This is a genomic window from Novosphingopyxis iocasae (assembly GCF_014334095.1).
GTDB lineage: Bacteria > Pseudomonadota > Alphaproteobacteria > Sphingomonadales > Sphingomonadaceae > Novosphingopyxis > Novosphingopyxis iocasae.
Genome location: NZ_CP060495.1, coordinates 2269117 through 2293535 on the forward strand (window position 1 = coordinate 2269117; position 24419 = coordinate 2293535).

Annotated in this window: 23 protein-coding genes and 1 pseudogene; 14 read left to right on the forward strand and 10 right to left on the reverse strand. The window is 63.6% G+C overall.

What is annotated here, in order from left to right; translation table 11 throughout:
- Positions 1-2: 2 nt before the first annotated feature.
- Genes H7X45_RS10840 through H7X45_RS10850 form a run of 3 tightly spaced genes read right to left on the reverse strand, consistent with a single transcriptional unit; the run spans position 3 to position 2991 of the window.
- Positions 3-1067, reverse strand: coding sequence for a homocysteine S-methyltransferase family protein (locus H7X45_RS10840; protein ID WP_187334886.1), 1065 nt, complete (start codon positions 1065-1067; stop codon positions 3-5).
- A complete protein-coding gene (gene metF, locus H7X45_RS10845; RefSeq protein WP_187334887.1) occupies positions 1064-2008 on the reverse strand; it encodes a methylenetetrahydrofolate reductase in 945 nt (314 codons plus the stop codon). The genes H7X45_RS10840 and metF overlap by 4 nt, the downstream gene beginning before the upstream one ends.
- Entirely contained in the window at positions 2005-2991 is a 987-nt protein-coding gene (locus H7X45_RS10850) for an ArsR/SmtB family transcription factor (protein ID WP_246449886.1), read from the reverse strand. The genes metF and H7X45_RS10850 overlap by 4 nt, the downstream gene beginning before the upstream one ends.
- Positions 2992-3204: 213 nt before the next feature.
- Between H7X45_RS10850 and H7X45_RS10855 the strand changes: the two genes are divergently transcribed.
- Together H7X45_RS10855 and H7X45_RS10860 are read left to right on the forward strand one after the other, a co-directional pair.
- Positions 3205-3465 (forward strand): hypothetical protein, encoded by a 261-nt coding sequence (locus H7X45_RS10855; protein WP_187334889.1) that lies wholly within the window; start codon positions 3205-3207, stop codon positions 3463-3465.
- Positions 3466-3478: 13 nt separating this feature from the next.
- The gene (locus H7X45_RS10860) at positions 3479-3709 is read left to right on the forward strand and encodes a hypothetical protein (RefSeq protein WP_187334890.1); all 231 of its coding nucleotides are present in this window, start codon (positions 3479-3481) and stop codon (positions 3707-3709) included.
- A gap of 6 nt (positions 3710-3715) precedes the next feature.
- On the opposite strand, the gene H7X45_RS10865 is transcribed toward H7X45_RS10860, so the two are convergent.
- From H7X45_RS10865 to H7X45_RS10875, 3 genes are all read right to left on the reverse strand, one after another.
- Positions 3716-4828 (reverse strand): serine hydrolase, encoded by a 1113-nt coding sequence (locus H7X45_RS10865; protein ID WP_187334891.1) that lies wholly within the window; start codon positions 4826-4828, stop codon positions 3716-3718.
- A gap of 134 nt (positions 4829-4962) precedes the next feature.
- Complete coding sequence (gene nadB / locus H7X45_RS10870; RefSeq protein ID WP_187334892.1) at positions 4963-6546, reverse strand: L-aspartate oxidase; 1584 nt, start codon at positions 6544-6546, stop codon at positions 4963-4965.
- On the reverse strand, positions 6543-7463 hold the full coding sequence (locus H7X45_RS10875; RefSeq protein ID WP_187334893.1) for an ABC transporter ATP-binding protein: 921 nt from the start codon (positions 7461-7463) through the stop codon (positions 6543-6545). The genes nadB and H7X45_RS10875 overlap by 4 nt, the downstream gene beginning before the upstream one ends.
- 106 nt (positions 7464-7569) lie before the next feature.
- Between H7X45_RS10875 and H7X45_RS10880 the strand changes: the two genes are divergently transcribed.
- From H7X45_RS10880 to H7X45_RS10910, 7 genes are all read left to right on the forward strand, one after another.
- Entirely contained in the window at positions 7570-7815 is a 246-nt protein-coding gene (locus H7X45_RS10880; protein WP_187337120.1) for a zinc-finger domain-containing protein, read from the forward strand.
- Positions 7816-7874: 59 nt separating this feature from the next.
- Positions 7875-9305: a metalloprotease TldD gene (gene tldD / locus H7X45_RS10885; protein ID WP_187334894.1), complete on the forward strand. Its 1431-nt coding sequence runs from the start codon at positions 7875-7877 to the stop codon at positions 9303-9305.
- 47 nt (positions 9306-9352) lie between these two features.
- Positions 9353-9892 (forward strand): DUF924 family protein, encoded by a 540-nt coding sequence (locus tag H7X45_RS10890; RefSeq protein ID WP_187334895.1) that lies wholly within the window; start codon positions 9353-9355, stop codon positions 9890-9892.
- Between the two features lie 31 nt (positions 9893-9923).
- On the forward strand, positions 9924-10142 hold the full coding sequence (locus tag H7X45_RS10895; RefSeq protein WP_187334896.1) for a putative signal transducing protein: 219 nt from the start codon (positions 9924-9926) through the stop codon (positions 10140-10142).
- Complete coding sequence (locus H7X45_RS10900; protein WP_187334897.1) at positions 10139-10840, forward strand: endonuclease/exonuclease/phosphatase family protein; 702 nt, start codon at positions 10139-10141, stop codon at positions 10838-10840. The genes H7X45_RS10895 and H7X45_RS10900 overlap by 4 nt, the downstream gene beginning before the upstream one ends.
- Before the next feature lie 164 nt (positions 10841-11004).
- Complete coding sequence (locus H7X45_RS10905; RefSeq protein ID WP_187334898.1) at positions 11005-11343, forward strand: P-II family nitrogen regulator; 339 nt, start codon at positions 11005-11007, stop codon at positions 11341-11343.
- 29 nt (positions 11344-11372) lie between these two features.
- Positions 11373-12707, forward strand: a complete 1335-nt coding sequence (locus tag H7X45_RS10910) for an ammonium transporter (protein ID WP_187334899.1) — start codon at positions 11373-11375, stop codon at positions 12705-12707.
- Positions 12708-12820: 113 nt separating this feature from the next.
- On the opposite strand, the gene H7X45_RS10915 is transcribed toward H7X45_RS10910, so the two are convergent.
- The gene (locus tag H7X45_RS10915) at positions 12821-14227 is read right to left on the reverse strand and encodes a cytochrome P450 (RefSeq protein ID WP_246449440.1); all 1407 of its coding nucleotides are present in this window, start codon (positions 14225-14227) and stop codon (positions 12821-12823) included.
- Positions 14228-14386: 159 nt separating this feature from the next.
- Here H7X45_RS10915 and H7X45_RS10920 point away from each other — a divergent pair, with 159 nt between their 5' ends.
- On the forward strand, positions 14387-14548 hold the full coding sequence (locus H7X45_RS10920) for a hypothetical protein (RefSeq protein ID WP_187334900.1): 162 nt from the start codon (positions 14387-14389) through the stop codon (positions 14546-14548).
- A 125-nt stretch (positions 14549-14673) separates the two neighbouring features.
- On the opposite strand, the gene H7X45_RS10925 is transcribed toward H7X45_RS10920, so the two are convergent.
- Positions 14674-15423, reverse strand: coding sequence for a Crp/Fnr family transcriptional regulator (locus H7X45_RS10925; protein ID WP_187334901.1), 750 nt, complete (start codon positions 15421-15423; stop codon positions 14674-14676).
- Positions 15424-15672: 249 nt separating this feature from the next.
- On the opposite strand from H7X45_RS10925, the gene H7X45_RS10930 reads away from it, so the two are divergent.
- Genes H7X45_RS10930 through H7X45_RS10945 form a run of 4 tightly spaced genes read left to right on the forward strand, consistent with a single transcriptional unit; the run spans position 15673 to position 21609 of the window.
- A complete protein-coding gene (locus tag H7X45_RS10930; RefSeq protein WP_187337122.1) occupies positions 15673-19095 on the forward strand; it encodes a response regulator in 3423 nt (1140 codons plus the stop codon).
- Positions 19095-19919: a CheR family methyltransferase gene (locus H7X45_RS10935; protein WP_187334902.1), complete on the forward strand. Its 825-nt coding sequence runs from the start codon at positions 19095-19097 to the stop codon at positions 19917-19919. Before H7X45_RS10930 ends, H7X45_RS10935 begins: the two co-directional genes overlap by 1 nt.
- A complete protein-coding gene (locus tag H7X45_RS10940) occupies positions 19916-20482 on the forward strand; it encodes a chemotaxis protein CheB (RefSeq protein ID WP_187334903.1) in 567 nt (188 codons plus the stop codon). Before H7X45_RS10935 ends, H7X45_RS10940 begins: the two co-directional genes overlap by 4 nt.
- Positions 20479-21609 carry a hybrid sensor histidine kinase/response regulator gene (locus tag H7X45_RS10945; RefSeq protein ID WP_187334904.1) on the forward strand — a complete coding sequence of 377 codons (1131 nt, stop codon included), beginning with the start codon at positions 20479-20481 and terminating at the stop codon, positions 21607-21609. The genes H7X45_RS10940 and H7X45_RS10945 overlap by 4 nt, the downstream gene beginning before the upstream one ends.
- Before the next feature lie 44 nt (positions 21610-21653).
- On the opposite strand, the pseudogene H7X45_RS10950 reads toward H7X45_RS10945, so the two are convergent.
- Together H7X45_RS10950 and adh are read right to left on the reverse strand one after the other, a co-directional pair.
- Positions 21654-22733: pseudogene (locus H7X45_RS10950) on the reverse strand (AMP-binding protein); the annotation flags it as partial.
- A gap of 62 nt (positions 22734-22795) precedes the next feature.
- Positions 22796-24316 (reverse strand): aldehyde dehydrogenase, encoded by a 1521-nt coding sequence (adh, locus tag H7X45_RS10955; protein WP_187334905.1) that lies wholly within the window; start codon positions 24314-24316, stop codon positions 22796-22798.
- Between the last annotated feature and the right edge of the window lie 103 nt (positions 24317-24419).

The following is a 24419-nucleotide window of genomic DNA, read 5'->3' on the forward strand; positions in this document are numbered from 1 at the left end:
AATCAGGCAGCCATCGTAAAGGGTTCGAGACCGGCGAGGCGCGTGCGCACTTCCGGCGTCGGAATGGTGCGCGGTTCGCGTCCTGCCACCACCTTCGCCATCGCGGCGATATGGCCGGGCGTTGTGCCGCAGCATCCGCCCACGATGTTGACGAGCTTCTCGTCGAGCCACGGGCCGATCCGCTCCGCCGTCTCATGCGGCTGCTGATCATATTCGCCCAGATCATTCGGCAGACCGGCATTGGGGTAAGCGAGAATGAGCGTATCTGCCGCCTTGGACAGCGCGGTAAGGTACGGCCGTAGCGTTTCGGGACCGAACGAGCAGTTGAGCCCCACTGCGATCGGCTTCACATGGCGCACCGCATGCCAGAAGGCCTCGACCGTATGGCCGGACAGGTTGCGCCCGGACATGTCGGTCACCGTAAAGCTCAGCATGATCGGCACCTCGCGCCCCGCCGCCTGCGCCGCCTCGGCGGCTGCCATCGCGGCCACCTTGGCGTTCAGCGTGTCGAAGATCGTCTCGATCAGCAGGAAGTCCACACCGCCCTCGATCAGGGCGTCGCACTGCTCGCGGTAGACCGCCTTCATCTGGTCGAAATCGACTTCGCGGAAACCGGGATCGTTCACGTCCGGAGACAGCGAAAGCGTCTTGTTGGTCGGCCCGATCGCGCCTGCGACGAAGCGGCGCTTGCCGTCCTTCGCCTCGGCAGCATCGCAGGCCTCGCGCGCCACCTTGGCGGAGGCGAGGTTCACCTCGCGCACCAGATGCTCGCAGGCATAATCGGCCAACGCGATGGCGGTGGAGCTGAAGCTGTTGGTTTCGATCATGTCCGCGCCGGCATCGAGATAGTCGGTGTGAATATCGCGGATCACGTCGGGCCGGGTCAGGCTGAGCAGATCGTTGTTGCCCTTCTGATCCGCCGAAAGCTCCAGATCCCCGCGATAATCGGCTTCGGTCAGTTTGCGGTTCTGGATCGCGGTGCCGTAGCCGCCGTCGAACATGAGGATCTGCTTCGCGGCGCGATCGCGAAATTCTTCGGCGGCGGTCGACTTGGTCGGGGCGCTCATGCGGCTTTCTCCTTGGAGGCGGTGCCTGCCGGGCGTTTGCCGAGCAGGTGGCAGATGGCGTAAGCCAGCTCGGCGCGGTTCAGTGTGTAGAAGTGGAACTGGCGCACCCCGCCTGCATAAAGGCGGCGGCACATTTCGGCGGCGACGGTGGCGGCGACCAGCTGGCGGGCGTCGGGCATATCGTCGAGCCCGTCGAACAGGCGGTTCATCCAGTCCGGAATTTCCGCGCCGCACATACCGGCGAATTTGCGGGTCTGCGCGACGTTGGAGACGGGTAGGATGCCGGGCACGATTTCCTGATCGATCCCGTGCGCGGCGCAGGCATCGCGGAAGCGGAAGAAGCTGTCCGACTGGAAGAAGAACTGCGTGATCGCGCGGCTGGCGCCCGCGTCCAGCTTACGCTTCAAATTGTCGAGATCGGAATCCGGACAGTCGGCTTCCGGATGCGTTTCCGGATAGGCGGCGACGGAGATTTCGAAATCGGCGATCTCCTTCAGGCCCTTCACCAATTCGGCGGCGCTGGCATAGCCTTCCGGATGGGGCACGAATTTCGCGCCCTCGCTTGGCGGATCGCCGCGCAGCGCGACGATATGGCGCACCCCGGCTTCCCAATATTGCTCCGCGACTTCGCGGATTTCCGCCTTGCTCGCCTCCACGCAGGTCAGATGCGCGGCGGCCGGCAAGCCGGTTTCGCGGATGATGCGCGCCACCGTCTTGTGCGTGCGCTCCCGCGTCGATCCGCCCGCACCGTAGGTGACCGAGACGAAGCGCGGCTCCAGAGGCGCCAGCGTCAGGATCGAATCCCAGAGCTTCTCCTCCATCTTCTCGCTTTTGGGCGGGAAGAATTCGAAGCTGATTTCCGCATCGCCCGGAAGGCCCGCGAACAGCGGCTCCCCGGTGGCGAACTGCGCCTCGTTCAACTGCGCAACCGATAGCGTCATGCCGCTCTCTTCCTCTGCTTTGGATTGGCGCGATTTTCGCTGCCGGGTCTGTCGTTCGAGGCGCGCGGATGCGCCTCTGCCGGGCCAGCCTTGCGGCCGAGCCAGATCTTCACGTCGAGCGTTCCGCCCTCCAGCGTTTCGCGCCGCTCGGTGGTCAGCCCCTCGGCATCGAACCATTGCGCCATGGCGCCGTCCGAAAAGCCCAGGCGGGCATGGGCATGTGCGCCGCGTAATTCCTCGCGGTCATGCGGTGCGAAATCGACGATCATCAGGCGTCCACCGGGTGCCAGCACACGCGCCGCTTCCGCAATCACGCGCTCGGGCGCCTGCGCATAATGGAGCACCAGGTGGCAAACGACCATGTCCGCACTGGCATCGGCAACGGGCAGCGCGGCGATATCGCCCTGCAAAAGTTCGGCCTGCAGCGCATCGTCCAGCTTGGCGCGTGCGAGGCGGAGCATATCCGGGCTGCGATCGATGCCGCAGCTGCTGGAAGCGCGCGGGCCGAACAGTTCGATCATCCGACCAGTGCCGGTGCCGATATCGATCAAGCGGCCAACCGCGCCGGAGCCGACCATCGCCAGCATCGTCGCCTCCACTTCCCGCTCGGGAACGTGGAGCGAGCGGATCTCGTCCCATTTGTCCGCCTGCGCAGCGAAATAGGCCTCGGCATTACGGGTGCGTTCGGCGCGGACTTCGGCCAAGCGCCGCCGATCTTCTACCGCCATGGCATCCTCGCGAGTGCCGCAATCCTCCACCAATCTGCGAATACCGGGCAGCGCGGCCGATTGGCCGGGCCGCAGGAAGGTCCAGCTGCCCTCACGCCGCCGCTCGGCCAGTCCGGCATCGCACAGGATGCGGATATGGCGGCTGGCGCGCGGCTGGCTCTGTTCCAGGATCTGCGCGATCTCGCCCACCGCCAGCTCGGTCTCTAGGATCAGCAGCATGATGCGAATGCGGCTATCGTCGGCGAGCGCGCGCATGATCGCGGGCAAATCGCGGTGGCCATCGCTGAACTCTGCGGGCGCGGGGGTGGCGGATGAGATCATTTGAAATTCGGATATAAAGTTTTCTTTATATGCGGTCAATCGCGCAGCGTGCGGCGCCTTCCGCTTGCCTGCACGGGGCCGGGTGTCTTAGACCGCATCGTGATGAAGGGCGCAGCGCGCCAGATGCTATAAAAAGGTTCAGTTCCCATGAAGAAACTCATCCTCGCCGCGCTCGTCACCGGTTCGATCGGTCTGGCTGCATGCTCGGACAAGAAGGAAGAGACCGCTCCAACCGAAGAGGTTGCAGTGGAAGCCACCGATGCCGCCCCGGTCGACATGGCGAGCGATGCGGTCGCCGGTGCCGAATCGGATGCCGATGCGATGGGCGAAATGAACGCTGATGCGATGAGCGAAGGCGAATCCGGCACGGCAACGCCGATGGCGACAACCACGCCTGCGGCAGAATAAGCGCTTTTACGGGATGCGCGCCGGGCCGAACCTGCTGCTTCCGGCGCTCGTCCTGGTGCTGGCCGCCTGCGGGCCGAAGGAAACCGATCCCGGCCCCGGCGGCGTCACGGTGGGCGAGGCGCGCGCGCTCGACGAGGCGGCGGAAATGCTCGACAGCCGCACCGAGCCGCCGCCATTGCCCGCGGCTAGCCCGACGCCGCAACCGAGCGGAGAACAGGCTAGCGGAGATATCGCGGCGAACTGAGCCGCCTTACATCCCGTGGTAGCGGGCCACCGCGCGCGTTACCGACTGCATCAGCCGCATGCGCGCGGGGATGCTCGCGGTGGTATCGCCCAGCATCACGGCCACGGCATAGCGCGTGCCGTCCGGCGCGGTCATGATGCCGATATCGTTATAGCCGGTGGCAATCCCGCCCAGTTCCTGCCCCGTCCCCGTCTTGTGGAGGAAATCCCAGCCGTCCGGCACGCCCGCCTTCAGCCGATTGGGGCCGCTATGCGTGCGCTCCATCGTCTCCAGCATCAAACGGGTCGATTCGGGACTGAGCAGTTCGCCGCGCGCCAGTTTGCCAAGCGCATCCACGATCGCCTGCGGGCTGGCCCCGTCCATCGGATCGCGCAGATAATCGTAAAGCGCGGCGCGGCGCGTCTCGACCGGCAGCTCCGCCCGAGCGGCGTAGAAGCGGCGGCCGATCGCATAATCCTGGTTCCAGGTAAGCCCAGCGATCTTGGATTGCAGCAGCCGCTCACCCGGCCCGAACCGGATGGCACCAAGCCCCTTATCGCGGATGAAGGCATTGACCGCATCCGGCCCGCCTGCCTTCCACAATAGCGCATCATTGGCGGTATTGTCGCTTCGGGTGATGGCTTGCTGAATCAGACTATAAACCGTTTCGGTGACCGAACCGTTTGCGATCACTCGGTCGCGGATCGGCTGGTGAAACACGGCCAGATCGTTCACGCCGATGGTGACGGGATCGCTCAGCTTGATGCGGCCCTTGTCGACCTCATCCAATATGGTGAGCGACACCCAGGTCTTGGACACGCTCTGCTGCGGAAACAACTCGTCCTGACGCTTGCCGAAGGACCAGTCGCCATCAATCCGGCGCACCGCGATGCCGGTGGTGCCGGGGAAATTGCGCCACAGCTCATCGATCTCGGCGACCAAGCCAGGCGCCGGACGCTCTGCCGCCGGATTGCGATAGGGCGCGGGCGGCGGCGTTGGCGCGGGCACGCGCTGAACCGGCCCATTGGCGACGGGCGGCACCGGCTGCGGCGCGCGGGCGCTCGGCACGCAAGCCGCCAGCATGGCAACAGACCCAAGAAACGCGGCGGAACGGATCCGCCCGGTCAAATGAAAACGCATCGAAATCTAATCCTCCCGGAACGCACGGGTATAACCGTCGTGCGTGAACCCGGACTTAAAGGCATGCAGGGGCACGGCGCGGCCAGATGGCTGCGGCGAATCTTTTTCTGTGTGCGATGAATGGAGTAGCGGCCTTAGGGAACGATCACCGTGTCTTCGGCCACCGGCAACAGCTCCGGATAGTCGGTGGTATAATGAAGCCCCCGACTTTCCTTGCGCTTCAGCGCGCTGCGCACGATCAGTTCCGCCGTCTGCAGCAGGTTGCGCAGCTCGACCAGATCGCTGGTTACGCGGAAATTGCCGTAATAGTCCGCCACTTCTCCGTTCAGCAACTGGATGCGGTGCTGCGCACGTTCCAGCCGCTTGGTGGTGCGCACAATGCCGACATAGTTCCACATGAAACGCCGGATCTCGGTCCAGTTCTGCTTGATCACGACCTCTTCGTCCGAATCGGTGACGCGGCTTTCATCCCAGGGGCGAATCGGAGGCACTTCCTCGAACTCCTCCCAGCGCGCCATGATGTCGCGTGCCGCCGCCTCGCCGAAGACGAAGCATTCGAGCAAGCTGTTGGACGCCAGTCGGTTCGCGCCGTGCAGGCCGCTCTCGGTCGCCTCGCCTGCCGCGTAAAGGCCCGGAAGATCGGTGCGCCCCTGCAGATCGATCAGTATGCCGCCGCAGGTATAATGCTGCGCCGGCACCACCGGGATCGGCTCCTTCGTCATGTCGATGCCGAGGCCCAGCAGCTTCTCATGAATGTTCGGGAAATGGCCGGCCACGAATTCCGGCGGCTGATGGCTGATATCGAGATGAACGTAATCGAGGCCGAAGCGCTTGATCTCCGCATCGATCGCGCGGGCGACGACATCGCGCGGTGCCAGCTCCATGCGCGTCGGATCGTAGAACTCCATGAAACGCTTGCCCGTACGCGGGTTGATCAGCCGGCCACCTTCGCCGCGTACGGCCTCGGTGATGAGAAAATTCTTAACCTCCAGATTGTAGAGGCAGGTGGGGTGGAACTGCATCATCTCCATGTTGGAGACGCGCGCGCCCGCACGCCAGGCCATGGCGATGCCGTCCCCGGTCGCGCCGCGCGGGGCGGTGGAGAACTGGTAGACGCGTCCAGCGCCGCCGCTGGCAATGATGGTGGCGCGGCCGGTATGCGCCTGCACCTTGCCGCTTTCCTGATCGAGCGCATAGACGCCCCAGACCCGGCCCGAGCCGGAGAATTTCTCTTCATGGTGGCCGGTGATAAGATCGATCGCCACCTGATGCGGCAGCAGCGTGATGTTGGGATTGGCGCGCGCGGTCTTCAGCAGCGCCTCCTGCACCGCCCAGCCGGTGGCATCGTCCACATGCACGATGCGCCGATGCGAATGCCCGCCCTCACGCGTCAGATGCAGCGCGTCCTTATCCTTGTTGAAGGGCACGCCCATATCGATCAGCCGCTGGATGGCGCCCGGCGCGCCGGCGATCACGCGCTCCACCGTATCGCGCCGGTTCAGCCCCGCGCCCGCGATCATGGTATCGCGGATATGGTTCTCGAACGTATCGCCCTCGTCCAGCACCGCGGCGATGCCGCCCTGCGCCCAGGCGGTGGAGCCTTGCGAAAGATTGCCCTTGGCAAGCACGAGCACGCGGTGCTTTTCGGCAAGCGAAATCGCGGCGGTAAGCCCGGCAGCGCCCGATCCGACGATGACGATATCGTAAGGCGCGCTCACGCTGCGGACCGCGTCAGATTGAGGAAGACGTCTTCCAGATCGGCTTCCCGCGTCGAGACGTCGACGATGTTGTGGCCCGCACCGCTGACGGCGGCCAGCACCTCGCCTGCATTGGCGCGGTCCTTGCGATAGCTGATTTCCAGCCGGTTTTCGTCCAGCTTCTCCACCTTCTCGAAACAGCGCGAATCGGGCATCGTCGCGATCGGGCGTTCCACTGTCACCACCACCACCTTTTCCTGCGCCATGCCGACGAGATCACGCGTCGGTTCATTGGCGATCAGCTTGCCGTGGTTGATGATCGCGATTCGGTCGCACAGCTGCTCGGCCTCTTCCAGATAATGGGTGGTGAGCACCACGGTGACGCCGTTGTTGTTCAGCTCCGTCACATATTCCCACAGCTGCTGGCGAAGCTCGATATCCACGCCCGCCGTCGGCTCGTCGAGGATGATGACGGGCGGCGAATGGACCATGGCCTTGGCGATGAGCAGCCGCCGCTTCATGCCGCCCGACAGCGTGCGCGAATAGGCGTCCGCCTTGTCCTCCAGATGCACCGCGCGCAGCAGCGCATCGGTCTGCCGCTTGGCCTTGGGCACGCCGTAAAGCCCGGCCTGCAAATCCAGCGTCTGGCGCGGGGAGAAGAAGGGATCGAACATGATCTCCTGCGGCACGATGCCGATCGACGCCTTGGCGTTCCGGGGGTTCTCGTTGATATCGAAACCCCAGATGCTGGCATGGCCGCCGGTCTTGTTGACCAGCCCCGCCAGGATATTGATCAGCGTGGATTTACCCGCGCCATTGGGCCCGAGCAGCCCGAAGATCGAGCCGCGCTCGACATCGAAGCTGACGTCGCTGAGCGCCTGCTTGCCCCCGGCATAGGTTTTGGACAGGTTCTGGATGGAGATCGCGGCATTTGACATGGCGCCACATCTGAACCCTTACCCGCAGCGCGGCAAGGCTTTCGCAAGGGCGCGCGCCGCAAATCGTTGCGCGGGCGGGCGGGCGTTGCTAATCGCCATCCTCGTTATGAACCAACCGCCCGAAACCATCCGCACCCAGCATCGCCGCGTCGCCTGCGACGGCGCAGGAGAGATTTCCCCCGCGCTCGGCCATCCGCGCGTGTGGCTGGAAATTGCCGATGACATCGGCTGGGTGGATTGCGGCTATTGCGATCGCCATTTCGTGCTGATCGGCGGCCCCGCCGACGGCCCGCTGGCCGAAGAGCGGATCGCCGAAGAGCATCAGAGCGAGCACGGTCGCAAGGAAGTCTGAGCGGCATCCGCCGCTTCTCCACCTTCCCCCGCCGCGCCCGCGCCCCTATATCCGCTTCCATGGATATTCAGGACCCGCGCAGCTTTCTCTACCGTCCCGGCCAGCTCGATCCGGAGACCGCCAGCCGCGTCACCGGCGAGGTGCTCGGCCAGTGCGACGATGGCGAGCTTTACCTTCAATATAGCGCCAGCGAGAGCTTCGTGTTCGACGACGGCCGTCTGAAGGTGGCCGATTACAATATGGATTCGGGCTTCGGCCTGCGCGGGATCTCGGGCGAGATGACGGGTTTCGCCCACGCCAATGAAATCAGTGAGGCAGCCATCCGCCGCGCGTCCGAGACGCTGAAGCTGATCGAACCCACCAAATCGCCCATGGCCGCGCCCCCGCGCCACAACAACCGCCACCTCTATACGGGCGACAATCCACTGGACGCCGTGCCGTTCGAGAAAAAGGCCGCTCTGTGCGCGGAGATCGACGCCGCCGCCCGCGCGCGCGATCCGCGCGTGGCGCAGGTTTCGGTCGGTCTGTCGGGCAGTTGGTCGGTCGTCGAGATCGTGCGGCCGGACGGCTTCGTCGCCACCGATATCCGCCCGCTGGTGCGCCTCAACGTCTCGATCGTCGCCGAAGAGAATGGCCGGCGCGAGACCGGCAGTTTCGGCTTGGGCGGGCGCTATCTCTATGGCCGCCTGTTCGAAAAGGCGGAGTGGGAACGCGCGATCGACACCGCGCTGGAACAGGCGCTGGTCAATCTGCGCTCGGTCGCTGCGCCCGCGGGCGAGATGACGGTGCTGCTCGGCCCCGGCTGGCCTGGCGTGCTGCTGCACGAAGCCATCGGCCACGGGCTGGAAGGCGATTTCAACCGCAAGGGCACGAGCGCCTTTTCCGGCCGCATCGGAGACCGCGTCGCCGTGCCCGGCGTCACCATTGTCGACGACGGGTCGATCGGCGAACGCCGCGGCTCGCTCTCGATCGATGACGAAGGCACCCCGACGCAGGAAACCGTGCTAATCGAGGACGGTATCCTCAAAGGCTATATGCAGGACCGGATGAACGCCCGGCTGATGGGCGTGCCCGCCACCGGCAACGGCCGCCGCCAGGACTATGCCCATCATCCCATGCCGCGCATGACCAACACCTTCATGAAGAGCGGCGAAGACGATCCGGAGGAACTGCTCAGCCGCGTCAAGGACGGCATTTTCGCCAAGAGCTTCGGCGGCGGACAGGTGGATATCGTGTCCGGCAAGTTCGTGTTCTCCTGCACCGAGGCGTACCGGGTGAAGAACGGCAAGCTGGGCGATCCGATCAAGGGCGCCACGCTGATCGGCGATGGACCGACGGTGCTCACCAAGCTGACCGGCATCGGCAACGACATGGCGCTGGACGAAGGCGTGGGCATTTGCGGCAAGGGCGGTCAGACCGTGCCCGCAGGCGTGGGTCAGCCGACGCTGCTGGTGGGCGGCCTGACGGTGGGCGGTACTGCCGCGGCCTGACGCGAATTGATCGGGGACCTTTGCTGCTTTCCAGCGTTTCCCCGTTCATGAAGACCTGGACTGACGACATCCTAGATTTCTGGTTCGAGCATGTCGGGCCGGACCATTGGTTCAATTCCCGCCCCGAGCTCGACCGCGAAATTCGCGAACGCTACCGCCCGCTCTGGGAAGAGATGCGCGGGGAAGAGGCGATGTTCTTCCTGGGTTCGGCCCGCGACGCACTGGCTGCGGTAATCCTGTTCGATCAGTTTCCCCGCAACATGTTCCGTGAGGAGCCGGATAGCTTCGCCACCGATCCGCTGGCCAAATCCATCGCCACCCAAGCCATCGACATGGGCTACGAGGAAGCGCTGGAAGGGTCCGAAAAGGCGTTCCTGTTCATGCCCTTCATGCACAGCGAAAGCCTTGAGGATCAGGACCGCGCAGTGGCGCTGTTCAGCCGTGCGGGGCTGGAGGAGAATCTGCAATATGCGATCGGCCACCGCGATCTGATCCGTCGCTTCGGTCGCTTTCCGCATCGCAATCCGGTGCTGGGCCGCGAAAGCAGTCCGGAAGAGCTTCAGGCTATCGAGGACTGGCATTCGTGACGGGTTCGGCAACGGTGAGGGGGGCGGGCTGATGGGCCTTGTCCGGATCGCACAATTTCCCGATCGCATGGCCGCCGATCTGGCACGGTTGCAGCTCGCCGCCGAGGGCATCGAGAGCGTGGTGTTCGATGGCGGGATGGCGAGCCTTGGCCTGGGCATGATGACGCCCGCGCGGCTGATGGTGGCCGAAGAGGACGCGGATCACGCGCGCGATCTTCTGGGGAGCGCCGAAACGGACGAGGGCGCATGATCCGCGTCGCCAGCTACAATATCCACAAGGCCGTCGGCACCGATCGCAAACGCGATCCCGGCCGCGTCTGCCGCGCGCTGGGTGCGCTGAAGGCCGATGTGGTGACGCTGCAGGAAGCCGATATGCGCTTCGGATCGCGCCAAAGCGTGTTGCCCGAGGCACAGGTGCGCGAGGCGGGTTACGACATCGTACCGTTCCATATCCGCCCCGGCGGCATCGGTTGGCACGGCAATGCAGTGCTGGTGAAGCACGGCCACCGGGTGCGCACGGCGCGCGCGCTGGACCTGCCGACTCTGGAGCCGCGCGGCGCGGTGTTGGCGGAGGTCGATATCGACGGGCGCACCATGCGCGTGATCGGCATGCATCTCGACCTGTCCGGCCTATGGCGGCGGCGGCAGGTGCGCAGTGTGATCGCGCATCTGGATGCCTGCGGCGAAGCCATGCCCACCGTGCTGATGGGCGATCTCAACCAATGGTCCAGCCGCGGCTGCCTCAGCGAATTTACCGGCCACCCGCATTACCGGCTGCTCGATACCCCGAAGAGCTTCCACAGCCGCAAGCCGGTGAGCCGGCTGGACCGGATCATCACCAGCCACGAATGGCGCTGCGAGGCCACGGGAACGCTGGAAAATGCTGCACTGCAAGCAGGATCGGACCATCTGCCGGTATGGGCGGACCTGAAATTGCATGACCACTGAGCATAGGATCAAAAACGACTGATCTACAGCTTCATCCCGTAACAAAATTGCAAAAGCGTCTTGTGCGCTGCAACATGAGTTGATAGCCTCCGTGCTCCGGCGCGTCAGAATCGAAGTGAAAAACCACTCGGCTGGCGTGCGATGCAGCAAAAGGGGGCATCGACGTGAAATTATGTATCGCCATCATCAAGCCGCACAAACTTGATGCGGTCCGCGAAGCGCTGACCGAGATCGGTATTTCCGGCATGACCATCACCGAGGTGAAGGGCTTCGGGCGCCAGAAAGGCCATACCGAGACCTATCGTGGCGCAGAATATTCGATCAGCTTCGTACCCAAGGTAAAGATCGAGATCGCCTGTTCGGACGATCTGGCAGCGCGCGTCGTCGAAACGCTTCAGGAAAGCGCGGGCAGCGGATCGATCGGCGATGGCAAGATCTTCACCGTGCCGCTGGAGAGCGCCGTGCGCATTCGCACCGGCGAAACCGCGGACGCCGCGCTGTGACCGGATTTCAGATGAACAAGGGGGCCCCGATGCTCAAACTCCTTCCCAAACTGGCAGGCGGCCTAGTTGCCGCAGCCATTGCCGCTCCTGCGGCCGCTTTGCAGACACCGGTTCCGGCCGAAGCGGTCACCGCCGTGGTCGATAAGGGCGATACCGCCTGGATGATGACCGCCACCGTACTCGTGATGGCGATGATCGTGCCCGGCCTGGCGCTGTTCTACGGCGGCCTGGTGCGCACCAAGAACATGCTCTCGGTGCTGACGCAAATCATCGCGGTGGCCAGCTTCGGCATGATTATCTGGGTAATCTATGGCTATTCCACCGCCTTCGGGCCGGAAGGCAATGCCTTCATCAGCTGGGGCAATCTGTTCCTGGCGAACACCAATGCGGAATCCACCGCGGCGACGTTCTCGGATGGGTTCAAGATTCCAGAATATGTGTTCATCGCTTTCCAGATGACCTTCGCCGCAATCACGGTGAGCCTGGTCGTCGGCGGTCTGGTGGAGCGCATGAAATTCTCTGCACTGATGATCTTCGCGCTGATCTGGCTGACCATCGCTTATTTCCCGATCGCGCATATGGTCTGGGCAACCGGCGGCCTCATCTTCGATATGGGCGCGCTGGACTTCGCGGGCGGTACCGTGGTCCACATCAATGCCGGTATCGCGGCGCTGGTGGGCGCGATGATCCTGGGGCCGCGGCTCGGCTACAAGAAGGATATCATGGCGCCGCACTCGCTCACCATGACGCTGATCGGCACCGGTCTGCTTTGGGTCGGCTGGTTCGGCTTCAACGCGGGTTCCGCGCTGGAAGCAAACGGTTCGGCGGGCCTGGCGCTCATCAACACCTTCGTCGCCACCGCGGCGGGCGTCCTGTTCTGGATGCTGACCGAGCGGATGATGGGCCACAAGGGTTCGCTGCTCGGGGCCTGTTCGGGTGCGATCGCGGGCCTTGTCGCGGTGACGCCCGCCGCAGGAAACAGCGGCCCGTTCGGCGCGATCCTGCTGGGCGCGATCGCCGCGATCCTGTGCGCCTGGTTCGTCGTCGGGGTGAAGCCGAAGCTGAAGCTCGACGATTCGCTGGATGCCTTCGGTATCCACGGCATCGGCGGCATCATCGGCTCGATCGGCACAGCCTTCACCATGCTGCCCGCGCTGGGTGGCCCGGGCGCGGCGGATTACAATGTCATCGGCCAGCTTATCATCCAGATCGAAGCGGTGCTGATTGCCATCGTCTGGTCCGGCGTCGCGGCGGCCATCGCCTTTACCATCGCCAAGCTGCTCACCGGCCTGCGCGTTTCCGAAGAGGTGGAGCGCGAAGGGCTCGACCTCGGCGAACATGGCGAGCGCGCTTATAATTACTGACAAGATTGGCGACGCGGATCACCCTCTCCGTCCGCGTCGCCAAACCGGCGTTCCTCCTGCGAACGAACGACTGGCCGGTGCCCCATGGGGTGCCGGCTTTTTTCTTGCCCGGTTCAGCGGTCCAGCGGCGCCATGCGCAGCCTCAGCCCGTCCTTCGGCTTCGGGATTGGCCAGGCTTGCCATTCGGGCGCATAGCCCGGCTCGATCTCAAGCCGCATGCGCGTGAGCATGTGATGCACGATGATCTTCATCTGCATATAGGCGAAGTGCAGCCCCAGGCACATATGCGCGCCCCCGCCGAACGGCACCCAGGCGAAGCGATGCCGCGCCTTCACCTGATCGGGCGTGAAGCGTGTGGGATCGAACCGCTCCGGATCCGGCCAATATTCTGCCATCATATGGGTGAAGCTGGGGCTGACGCTCACCGCCGTTCCCGCCGGAATGTCATAGCCGCCGAAGGAAAAATCGCGCAGCGCCCGGCGCGGGATGGAGGGCACCGGCGCGATCATGCGCAGCGCTTCCTTGAAGAACATCTCGGTCTCTTCCAGCTTGCCGAGATCGTCATAGGCCAGGCCTTCGCCCGCGGGCGCGGCGGACAGGCTTTCGGCGCGCAGCCGCTCCTGCCAATCGGAATGCTGCGCCAGATACCAGGCCATCGACGTCACCGAACTGGTGATCGTGTCGTGCGCAGCCATCATCAGGAAGTTCATATGATCGACGATTTCGGCCGCGGTCAGGAGGGAGCCGTCCTCGCGCTGCGCACGGCAGAACTGGCTAAACATGTCCTCGCCGCTTCCATCGGCACGGCGCTGCTCCACCATCGGTCCGAAATAGTCGACCAGAAAGGCGCGCCCCTTCACCCCGCGGCCCATCTGCGTGAACGGCAGCGGGCGCCGCACCACGCCCACAGAGGCCTGCACCATATCGACGAAGGCCTGGTTCACCTTCTGCGCATCGGGCCCGAACGGGATACCGAGAAAGGCCGTGGCGGCCAGTTCCAGCGTAAGCTGCTTGATCTCTGGATAGAAACGGATGTCGCGTCCCGCCCAGCCGGCGATCCGATCGCGCGCGCCATCGCGCAGCACCTCGGCATATGCGCGCATTGGCTCCGGCTTGAAGGCTGCCTGCAGCGCGCGCCGGTCCACCCGGTGCTTTTCGAAATCGAGCAGCATCAGTCCACGCGGGAAGAGCAGGTTCAGGATCGGTCCCCATCCCTGCTCGCTGCTGAACAGTTTATCGCGATCGAACAGGACAAGCTCGTTGGCGTCCGCGCCCGCCAGCGCCACGGTGTCAAAACCAAAGCTTTTCACACGGTAGACAGGCCCGTGCGCGCCATACATCCTGCGCGAAAATGCCGCCGGATCGCGCAGCACCTCCAGTGTCGATCCCAGAATCGGCAGGCCGTCCGCGCCCGGAATAGCGGCGAGCGCCGCGCTGTCCGCTCGTCTGGTCCAATGAGGATTGGCCGCCTCTTCGTGCGCCAGCGCCCTTGCCATAATCCGCTCCTGATCAGCACGCATCGAATGACGTCCGTACCTGGATCATGTGCGATTTGATTTCAAAATGAAACCCTTGCGCAGCGTCAGCGGACGGCGTGGCGACGGTTTACCTGCGTGGCGGGAGGAACCCCGCCCGCCCCCGCCGGTTGACCCGGCAAGCAGATATCAAGGACATGAAGAATGAAAAAATCGCGCGACGATGTTGAAGCTCCCGAGGCAGTAAATACCGAACAGCAGGAGGCCGGGCAGGCTCAGGATGTGGCGCAGGATGCGCTCGATCGGCACAACCAGTTCGGCCATGAAAGCACCGACGAGGATAAGCCCGGCAAGTCGGGCGAGTAGAGACGATACCTCTTCAGGGGCTGGTCACCGACCGGTTCCCATCCGATAAAAAGCAACTTCGCGCTCCAACGGGCGCGAAGTTTGTGCGCTGGAGATATTGTGCGTCTTAGCCCGGCGATCGACGTTCAGGCGCTGTCATCTTTCAGGCCGTCCAGCGCCAGTTCTCCTTCGCCATAAAGATAGCTGGGATCGAACTCCCCGATGACGCGCAGGCCTTGCTCGTCCAGAATTTCGATCTGGCCGTCGCCATGGGGCTTCAGCAGGCCGCGCTCGCGCAAGTTTCGGAAGCTGCGATTGGCATGGACCGGCGTGATCCCGCAAGCTTCCGCATAATCGCGCTGCAGCAGCGGGATAGGCAGGGATTGGCCGTCATATTGGCCGATCAACCGCAGCCGCTCGATCAATTCGCAGATCAGGTGCGCTATCCGGCCCTCGGCGTGCAACCGTCCGAGGCGGAATATCCATTCGCGGTGCTGAGCCGCGTCGAGCAGTGTAGAAAACCACATCGCCCGGCCCAGATGGGGCCAATCGGCGATCAGGCGGGTAAGATCGCTGTGAGCAAACTGGGCGACCACTGTCTCCGTCAGCGTACCGACATGGTGATCGAGCCGCTTCATGGCGTAGCCGTGCAAATCCACGAAATCGCCCTGAACATTGACGCCGAGAAGTTGCCGTTCGCCCTTCTTATCGTCGAGATGCCGCAGCATTGTGCCCTCGACGATAAAATAGCTGTATTCGAGCCGATCGCCCCGCCGGACCAGCGTTTCGCGCGGTCCCAGACGGATAGTGCTGCCGGCGGTCGCTTCGAGCGCGGCCCGTTCATCGTGCGAAAGATCGTGTCGCAGCCGCCCGCGAAGAAAAAGCTCCGTCAGCACATAGGTCTCCTTGGCATCGCAGTCCGGTATCAGTGGCCGAGGGGGTGGTCAAACCGACATAAATCAACCGGGGACCAGACAGGGGCGGATCGAATGCCGTAAACTATGCGATAAAGCGGCAAGCCTTTATCGCAGCGGGAAAAACCGGTGCCGAAATATCAGCGCCCTCTCCAGCAATATCGATTGATTGCGACCGTAATGCGCCGGTAAAGCAAATTCCAATTTGCTGAAGGTCCAGATTTCTTGAACATGAAAACAGACGCGCGGACATTCCGGGTTTCCGCGAACGGATGGGCGCTGGCGGGCCTGGTCGTTGGGGTTGCGTTCTTCATCTTCAGCGCGCTCGCCGCCTATTCAAACGTGCTCGACATGCGCGAATATGATGCGCGCATCCGGAACACCCATGTCGTGCTGAACACACTCGACGATCTGCTGATATCCGCGTTGAATGCGGAAACAGGCGAGCGCGGATTCCTGGTGACGGGCAATGAATCCTATCTGGAGCCTTTTCATGAGGGCGTCGGCGACGCACGTAGAAATCTCCTCCTCCTTGAGCAACTAACGCAGGATAGCGCCGCACAGCGCGCCCATGTCGATACGCTGCGATCACGGATAGAGAACAAGTTCCGCTTCACCGAGCGGGCAATCCGCACGCGGCGCGATGAGGGACTGGCGCCGGCTGTCGATCTGACCGAAACCAATGGCGGAAAAATCGCGATGGACGCGATCCGTGATCAGCTGGCGCAGATGGAGCAGGAAGAACTGCGCCTGCGCGAAGAGCACATGAGCGAGCTTAAGACAGCGACCCGTACCGCCCTGCTAAGCGCCATCGGCACCAGCCTGATCGGTATTGCTCTCACGATCGCGATTTTCATCCTGCTGATCCGCACCAACCGCAGCCGTGAGCGTCAGCAATGGCTACAGACCGCGCAGGTGACCCTGTCCGAAGCGATGCGTGGTGAGAAAACGGTGCGCGAACTGGCGGCAGCGGTGCTGTCCGTGCTGGCGGAGCGAAGCAGCGCGAGCGCGGGTGCGCTGTTCAAGGGCGAGGGCGGGAAATTCCGGCGCGTCGCCATGCTGGGGGTAGCCGACGAAACCGCGGTACCCAGCAGCTTTGGCCAGGGCGAAGGGCTGCTCGGCAAAGTTGCGGCGGACGCGCGCGCGGTGAAGCTGTCCGATATCCCGCCCGGTTATCTCAAGATCGGTTCGGCGCTGGGCAATGATGCACCGCGTCATTTGGTGATCGCCCCTGCCTTTACGGACGGCCATGTGAATGCCGTGATCGAACTGGGCTTTTTCGGCGAGGTCGATGAGCGCGTCCTTGATCTTCTCGAAACCGTCTCCGGCTCGGTGGGCATCGCGCTGCGTTCGGCGCGTTTCCGCGAGCAATTGCAGGAGGCCCTGGAAGAGACGCAGCGGCAGGCCGGCGAATTGCAAGCGCAGAGCGAAGAACTGCGCGTCTCCAACGAGGAATTGGAAGAACAGGGCAACGCACTGAAGGAATCGCAGGCGCGCCTGGAACTGCAGCAGGTAGAGCTGGAACAGACCAATACGCAGCTGGAGGAGCAGGCGCAGACGCTGGAGGCCCAGCGCGACGAACTGGGCCGCGCGGCCGCGACGCTTCAGCTGAAAGCGCGCGAGCTGGAGCAGGCGAGCCAGTATAAATCGGATTTCCTCGCCAATATGAGCCATGAGCTGCGCACGCCGCTCAATTCCCTGCTGATCCTCTCCAAGCTGCTCGCCGACAATGCCGACGGCAATCTTTCGGCCGATCAGATCAAGTTTGCGCGCACGATCGAGTCTTCGGGCAACGATCTGCTGGTTTTGATCAACGATATTCTGGATCTCTCGAAGATCGAGGCGGGCCATGTCGAGATCGAGGCAGCACCGGTTGCGACCGAGCGGCTCGCCGCCGATCTTCGCAAAACCTTCGAACCGATTGCGCAGCAGCGCGGGCTGACGCTGGACATCTCCGTCGACACCGACGCGCCGCGGTCCTTGGAGACCGACCGAATGCGGCTGGAGCAGGTGCTGAAAAACTTGCTGTCCAACGCCCTCAAATTTACCGAGGAGGGCAGCGTTTCGCTCTCGATCGCATCCGGGGAGGACAACCAGGTCCTGTTCACGGTCGCCGACACCGGCATCGGTATCGCGCAGGCGCAGCGGGAGGCGATCTTCGAGGCGTTCCAGCAGGCCGACGGCACGATCAGCCGCAAGTTCGGCGGCACCGGCCTCGGTCTATCGATCTCGCGCGAGCTGACCCGTTTGTTAGGCGGCACGATCCGGCTGGAAAGCGAAGTGGGCAAGGGCAGCACCTTCATTGTGACCATTCCCGCCGCCTATGATCCTGGCAAGGTGGCCGCGCGCCAGCCGCCCCTCGCCGCGGCGGAACTGCCGGCAGTCCCCCCGCCGCCTCCGACATCGAAGCCCGCCCGTGCAGCCCCCGCCGCGCTGGCCGATGATCGCGACAAGCTTAGCGAAGACGAGCGCCTGCTGCTGGTGATCGAGGATGATCCGTCGTTCGCCGCGATCCTGTGCGATCTGTCGCGCGAACTGGGCTTCCAGTGCATCGTGGCGGGAACCGCGCAGGACGCGATCAACCACGCAAAGGAGTATCGGCCGAACGCCATCCTTCTGGACATCGGCCTGCCCGATCAGTCCGGCCTCACCGTGCTGGACCGGCTGAAGCATGACGAGGAAACGCGGCATATCCCGGTCCACGTCATCTCCGGATCGGACCAGAGCCAGACCGCACTGGCGCTCGGCGCGATCGGTTTTCTGGAAAAACCCGCACCGCGCGAGCAGCTGGCCGAGGTGCTGGCCGGTTTGCAGGAGAAACTCACTTCGCGCATGCGCCGCGTGCTCATCGTGGAAGACGATCAGGTCCAGCGCGAGGCGGTGGGCGCGCTTCTTCGGTCGCAGGACGTGGAGACCGTCGGCGTCGGCACTGCCGCCGACTGCCTGGAAGAGCTGCGCGGCGCGTCCTATGACTGCATCGTTCTTGATCTGTCGCTTCCCGACGCATCGGGCTTCTCGCTGCTGGAAACGCTGAGCGAGGAAGGCGAAGCCGCGCCCCCGCCGGTAATTGTCTACACCGGGCGCGATCTGTCGGCACAGGAGGAGCAGCGGCTGCGGCGCTATTCCAGCTCCATCATCATCAAGGGCGCCAAGTCGCCCGAACGACTGCTGGACGAGGTGTCGCTCTTCCTGCACCGGGTGGTATCGGAACTGCCGCCGGAACAGCGCCAGATGATCGAAAAGGCGCGCCACCGCGATGCCGTTCTGGAAGGCAAGCGCATCCTCATCGTCGAGGATGACGTGCGCAACGTCTATTCGCTCACCAGCGTGCTGGAGCCGCGCGGCGCGCTGACGCGGATTGCGCGTAACGGGCAGGAGGCGATCGATGCGCTGCAAGATGCGGCAGGCGATGATGAAAAGACCATCGATCTGGTGCTGATGGACGTGATGATGCCGGTGATGGACGGGCTTACCGCCGTGCGGGCCATCCGCGCCGATCAGCAATGGCGCAAGCTTCCGATCGTGATGCTGACGGCCAAGGCGATGCCCGATGATCAGCAGAAATGCATCGATGCGGGGGCCAATGACTATATGGCCAAGCCGATCGATGTGGACAAATTGCTGTCCTTGGTGCGGGTCTGGATGCCGCGCTGATGAGCGAGCATATCGAGGATATCGAGATCCAGCTGCTGCTGGATGCGCTCTATCGCCACTATCACTACGATTTCCGGCATTATGCCCGCGCCTCTATCAAGCGGCGCCTGCTGCAGGCGCGCGACAAATGGGGCTTTGACAGCATCTCGGCGATCCAGTCCGCCGTCCTGCACGACGAAACCATGCTGCCGCAGCTGCTCGATTTCCTGACGGTTCAAGTGAGCGAGATGTTCCGCGATCCGGGTTATTTCCGGGCGTTGCGCGAACAGGTCGTGCCGCATCTTCGCACCTATCCGTCGCTGAAAGTCTGGGTTGCTGGCTGCAGCAATGGCGAGGAGCTCTATTCGCTCGCCATTCTGTTCGCCGAGGAAGGGCTGGCGCAGCGGACCATCTTCTACGCTACCGATATCAATCCGGCGGCGCTGAAAGCGGCCCAGGCAGGCATCTATCCTATGGACCGCATTCGCCTGTTCACCGAAAATCACCAACTATCCGGTGGCCGGTCTTCGCTATCGGACTATTATACCGCCAATTATGACCGGGCGATTTTCGACAAATCCTTGCGCGAGCGGACCGTTTTCTCCGATCATAGCCTGGTGACCGACGCGGCCTTTGGCGAAATGCACCTGATATCGTGCAGGAATGTCCTGATCTATTTCGATCGGGCGTTGCAGGACCGCGCCGTCGGCCTGTTCGGCGAATCGCTTGCGCGCGGGGGCTTTCTCGGCATCGGATCGAAGGAAAGCCTCCGCTTTTCCAACCAGGCCGCCGCCTTTGCCCCTTTCGTGCGCGAGCAGAAGATTTATCGCAGGAAGATCTTGTGAAGAAGCGTGCGGTGGTCATCGGCGCGTCGGCCGGCGGGGTTCAGGCGCTTTCGCAGCTGCTACCAGACCTGCCGCCGGACTTTCCGGTGCCGGTGATGATTGTCGTCCACATTCCGGCGCGCCGGGACAATGCGCTCGTCGAGCTGTTCGATCGCAAGTGCCGGATGGCGGTTAAGGAAGCGGAGGACAAGGAACCGCTGGCCGCGGGCACGATCTATTTCGCGCCGCCCGATTATCATCTGCTGGTGGAAGCCGATGGTACGCTCGCGCTGTCTTCCGACGAAACCGTCAATCACTCGCGCCCCGCGATCGATGTATTGTTCGAAACCGCTGCCGACGCCTTTGGCCCGGCGCTGACGGGCATCCTGCTGACAGGGGCAAATCATGACGGCGCGCGCGGTATGAGGGCCATGTCCGATGCAGGCTCTCTTTGCATCGTTCAGGATCCGGCAAGCGCGGAAATTGCCACCATGCCGGAGGCCGCGCTTGCCGCATGTCCCAACGCCCGCGCAATGGAACTGCACGAAATCGAACAATTACTGGAGGCGATGGTCGAACGATGACCGATCCCGTCAAATTCCTGCTTGTGGACGATCTGGAGGAGAACCTGATCGCGCTGCAAGCCTTGCTCGCGCGGGACGGGTTGCTTCTGCACACCGCCCGAAGCGGTGAAGAAGCGCTCGAGCTGATGCTGGATAATGATTATGCGCTCGCCCTCCTGGATGTGCAGATGCCGGGTATGGACGGTTTCGAACTCGCCGAATTCATGCGCGCCAATGAACGATCGCGGCACATCCCGATCATTTTCGTGACGGCCGGCACGGCAGACGCCTCGCGCCGCTTCCGGGGCTATGAAGCAGGCGCGGTCGATTTCATCCAGAAGCCGATCGAAGCGGACATCCTGCGCTCCAAGTCGAACGTGTTCCTGGATCTTTACGCGCAGCGCCGTCAAATCACCGCGCAGCGCGACGAGCTGGCCGTGCTGACCGCCGCCCTGCAGGATGCCGACCAGCAGAAGAACCGTTTTCTGGCGGTACTCGCCCACGAATTGCGCAATCCGCTGGCGGTGCTTTCCTCCGGTCTCAACATTCTGGAGCGCGCGTCCGAAGGCAGCAGCGCGGACCGCGTACGGCAATCGATGCGCCAGAACATGCTCCACGTCTCGCGCCTCGTCGACGATCTGCTCGACATCAACCGGATCGAGCATGGCAAGATTTCGCTGCAAAGCCAGACCGTCGAGCTACAGCAGCTGTTACCCACCGCGCTGGACCTCAACCGGCTCGGCATCGCCGAGGGCAATCATCAGCTGATCGTCGATGTGCCCGACGCGCCGATCCTGCTGGAAGCCGACCCTGCCCGTCTGATCCAGATCATCAGCAATATCGTCGGAAATGCCGCGCGCTACACGACCCGCGGCGGCGAAATCCGGGTCGATGTGTCGCGCGAAGACAGCTTCGCCGTCATCATCATATCCGACAATGGCATCGGCATCGCGCCGGAGAAACAGGCGCGGATTTTCGATATGTTCGAACAGTCGAACAGCGGTCTTGGCACGGTGGGCGATGGGCTGGGAATTGGCCTGGCCCTCGTCAAACAGCTTGTGGAGCTTCACGGCGGCACTATCGGGCTGCGCAAAAGCCTCCCCGGTGAAGGCAGCACTTTTGAAGTGCGCCTTCCCGTCAAATCCTAGCGCGCGCTGCGCATGGCCCGGTCGGCCACCAAGGATCGCCGGCGTCAGCGGTCGCCAACCATCCCTTCGCATAATTGCTCAACCACAGCCGGATCGGCGAGGGTCGAAACCTTCCCGATCTGATCGGGCTGCCCTTCCGCGATCTTCCGGAGGACGCGGCGCATGATCTTGCCGCTGCGCGTTTTGGGCAGGCAGGGCGCGAACTGGATCGCATCGGGCATGGCGATCGGGCCGATCTCGCCGCGCACCCATCTGCACAGCGCGTCGCGCAGCGCTTCGTCGCCCTGCTGATCCGCATTGAGCGTGACGAAGGCGTAGATGCCCTGCCCCTTGATGTCGTGCGGCATGCCCACCACCGCCGCTTCGGCCACCTTTTCATGCGCCGCCAGCGCGCTTTCCACTTCGCCGTACACCTTGCGCATTTGCCCCGGCCAGCTCCGTGTGAGCACCAGATCGCCCTCCAACTTCCGCCCTTCTGTATCGACCAGCTGCAAAAACACGCCCGGCAGCGGCTTCGTCGCCGAGACCGGCTTCGCCTCCGCCACGCCGGGGACGGGCGCGATCAGCGCCGCCCCGGTTTCGGTCTGCCACCAGCTATCGACGATATCGCAACGCCCACCGCCGACGACGCGGTGATACCAGTTCCAGGCCTCCGGATTGATCGGCTCACCCACCGTGCCGAGCAGCCGCAGGCGGGACAGATCGTAGCGCTTCACCGGCTCCTCGCCTTCGCGCATCAGCGCGCGGATCGCGGTGGGCGCGGTGTAGAACACGGTGACGCCCAGCCGCGCACAAGCGAGCATGGCGACCGCCGCTTCGGGCATCATCGGCATGTAGAGGACGACGCGGTCGCCCTTCGCGACGCTTCGCGCCTTCAGCGCATTGGCGAAGCGGCAAACCTCGCCATGCAGTTTGCGAAAGCTGAGCGTACGTCCCTCGCCCGGCTCATCCCCTTCGAAGACGATGGCGGGCTGGTCGCCGCGGCTTTCCAGATGGCGATCGAGACAATTGACCGAGACGTTCAGCTCCCCGTCCGCGAACCACCCAATGCCGAAGTCGGCTTTGTTGAAACTGCTTTCGTCCGCTCTCGTCGGGAAGGCGCTCCAGTCCAGGCGGCGGGCTTCCGGGCGCTACCGGTTGCGGTGAACCCGGCGACGGCAGATGCGATCGCCGGGCGGTGCAGCGCTTAGAAGAAGCCGAGCTTTTTCGGGCTGTAGCTGACCAGCATGTTCTTGGTCTGCTGATAGTGGTCGAGCATCATGCGATGGTTTTCGCGCCCGATGCCGGACTGCTTGTAGCCGCCGAAGGCCGCATGCGCGGGATAGGCGTGGTAGCAATTGGTCCAAACCCGGCCCGCCTGAATCGCGCGGCCGAAGCGGTAGCAGGTGTTGGCATCGCGGCTCCACACCCCTGCACCCAGGCCATAAAGCGTGTCGTTGGCGATCTGCAGCGCCTCGTCCTGATCCTTGAAGGTCGTGACCGCGAGGACCGGGCCGAAGATCTCTTCCTGGAAAATCCGCATCCGGTTGTGGCCGCGGAACACGGTGGGCTTCACATAGTAGCCGCCCGCGATGTCACCCTCGAACCGCGCCGCCTCGCCGCCGGTCAGAAGTTCGGCGCCTTCCTGCTTGCCGATGTCGATATAGGAGAGGATCTTCTGCTGCTGCTCAGACGAGGCCTGCGCCCCGATCATCGTTTCCATGTCCAGCGGGTTGCCCGCCTTGATCGCCTCGACGCGCTGGATCGCGCGTTCCATGAAGCAGTCGTAGATGTTCTCGTGCACCAGCGCGCGGCTGGGGCAGGTGCAGACCTCGCCCTGATTGAGCGCGAACATCACGAAGCCCTCGATCGCCTTGTCGAGATAATCGTCATCCTCCCGGCACACGTCCTCGAAGAAGATGTTCGGGCTCTTGCCGCCCAGCTCCAGCGTCACCGGGATCAGGTTTTCGGTGGCATATTGCACGATGAGGCGGCCGGTCGTCGTCTCGCCGGTAAAGGCGATCTTGGCGATGCGGTTGCTGCTGGCGAGCGGCTTGCCCGCTTCCACGCCGAAGCCGTTCACCACATTGATCACGCCTGCGGGCAGCAGGTCGCCGATCAGCTCCATCAGCACCATGATGGAGGCCGGGGTCTGCTCGGCGGGTTTGAGCACCACGCAGTTGCCAGCCGCCAGCGCGGGGGCGAGCTTCCACACCGCCATCAGGATGGGGAAGTTCCACGGGATGATCTGGCCGACCACGCCCAGCGGTTCATGGAAGTGATAGGCGACCGTGTCTTGATCGATTTCCGAAATGCCGCCTTCCTGTGCGCGGATGCAGCCGGCGAAATAGCGGAAATGGTCGATCGCCAGCGGAATGTCCGCGGCCGTGGTCTCACGCAGCGGTTTGCCATTGTCCCATGTCTCCGCGATGGCGAGCTTCTGAAGGTTCTCCTCCATCCGGTCCGCGATCCGGTTCAGGATCAACGCCCGCTCGCCCACGCTGGTGCGGCCCCAGGCGTCCTTTGCGGCATGGGCGGCATCCAGCGCGGCTTCCACATCCGCCGCCTGGCTGCGCGCGATCTGGCCGACGGCTTTGCCGGTGACCGACGAGATATTGTCGAAATAGCGCCCGTCTTTCGGCGCGGTCCATTTGCCGCCGATGAAGTTGTCGTAGCGTTCCGCGAACGGCGCCGTCATCGCAGCGGCGGGGTTGGTCTGCATGTCCATCACATCATCCTCTCATGTTCGCCGGGCCCTCCCGGTCATGAGCATGATGGTTCCGCGAAATGGTGTGCTTGGCCAGAGAGCCGGGCCGATGCATGCCCACATC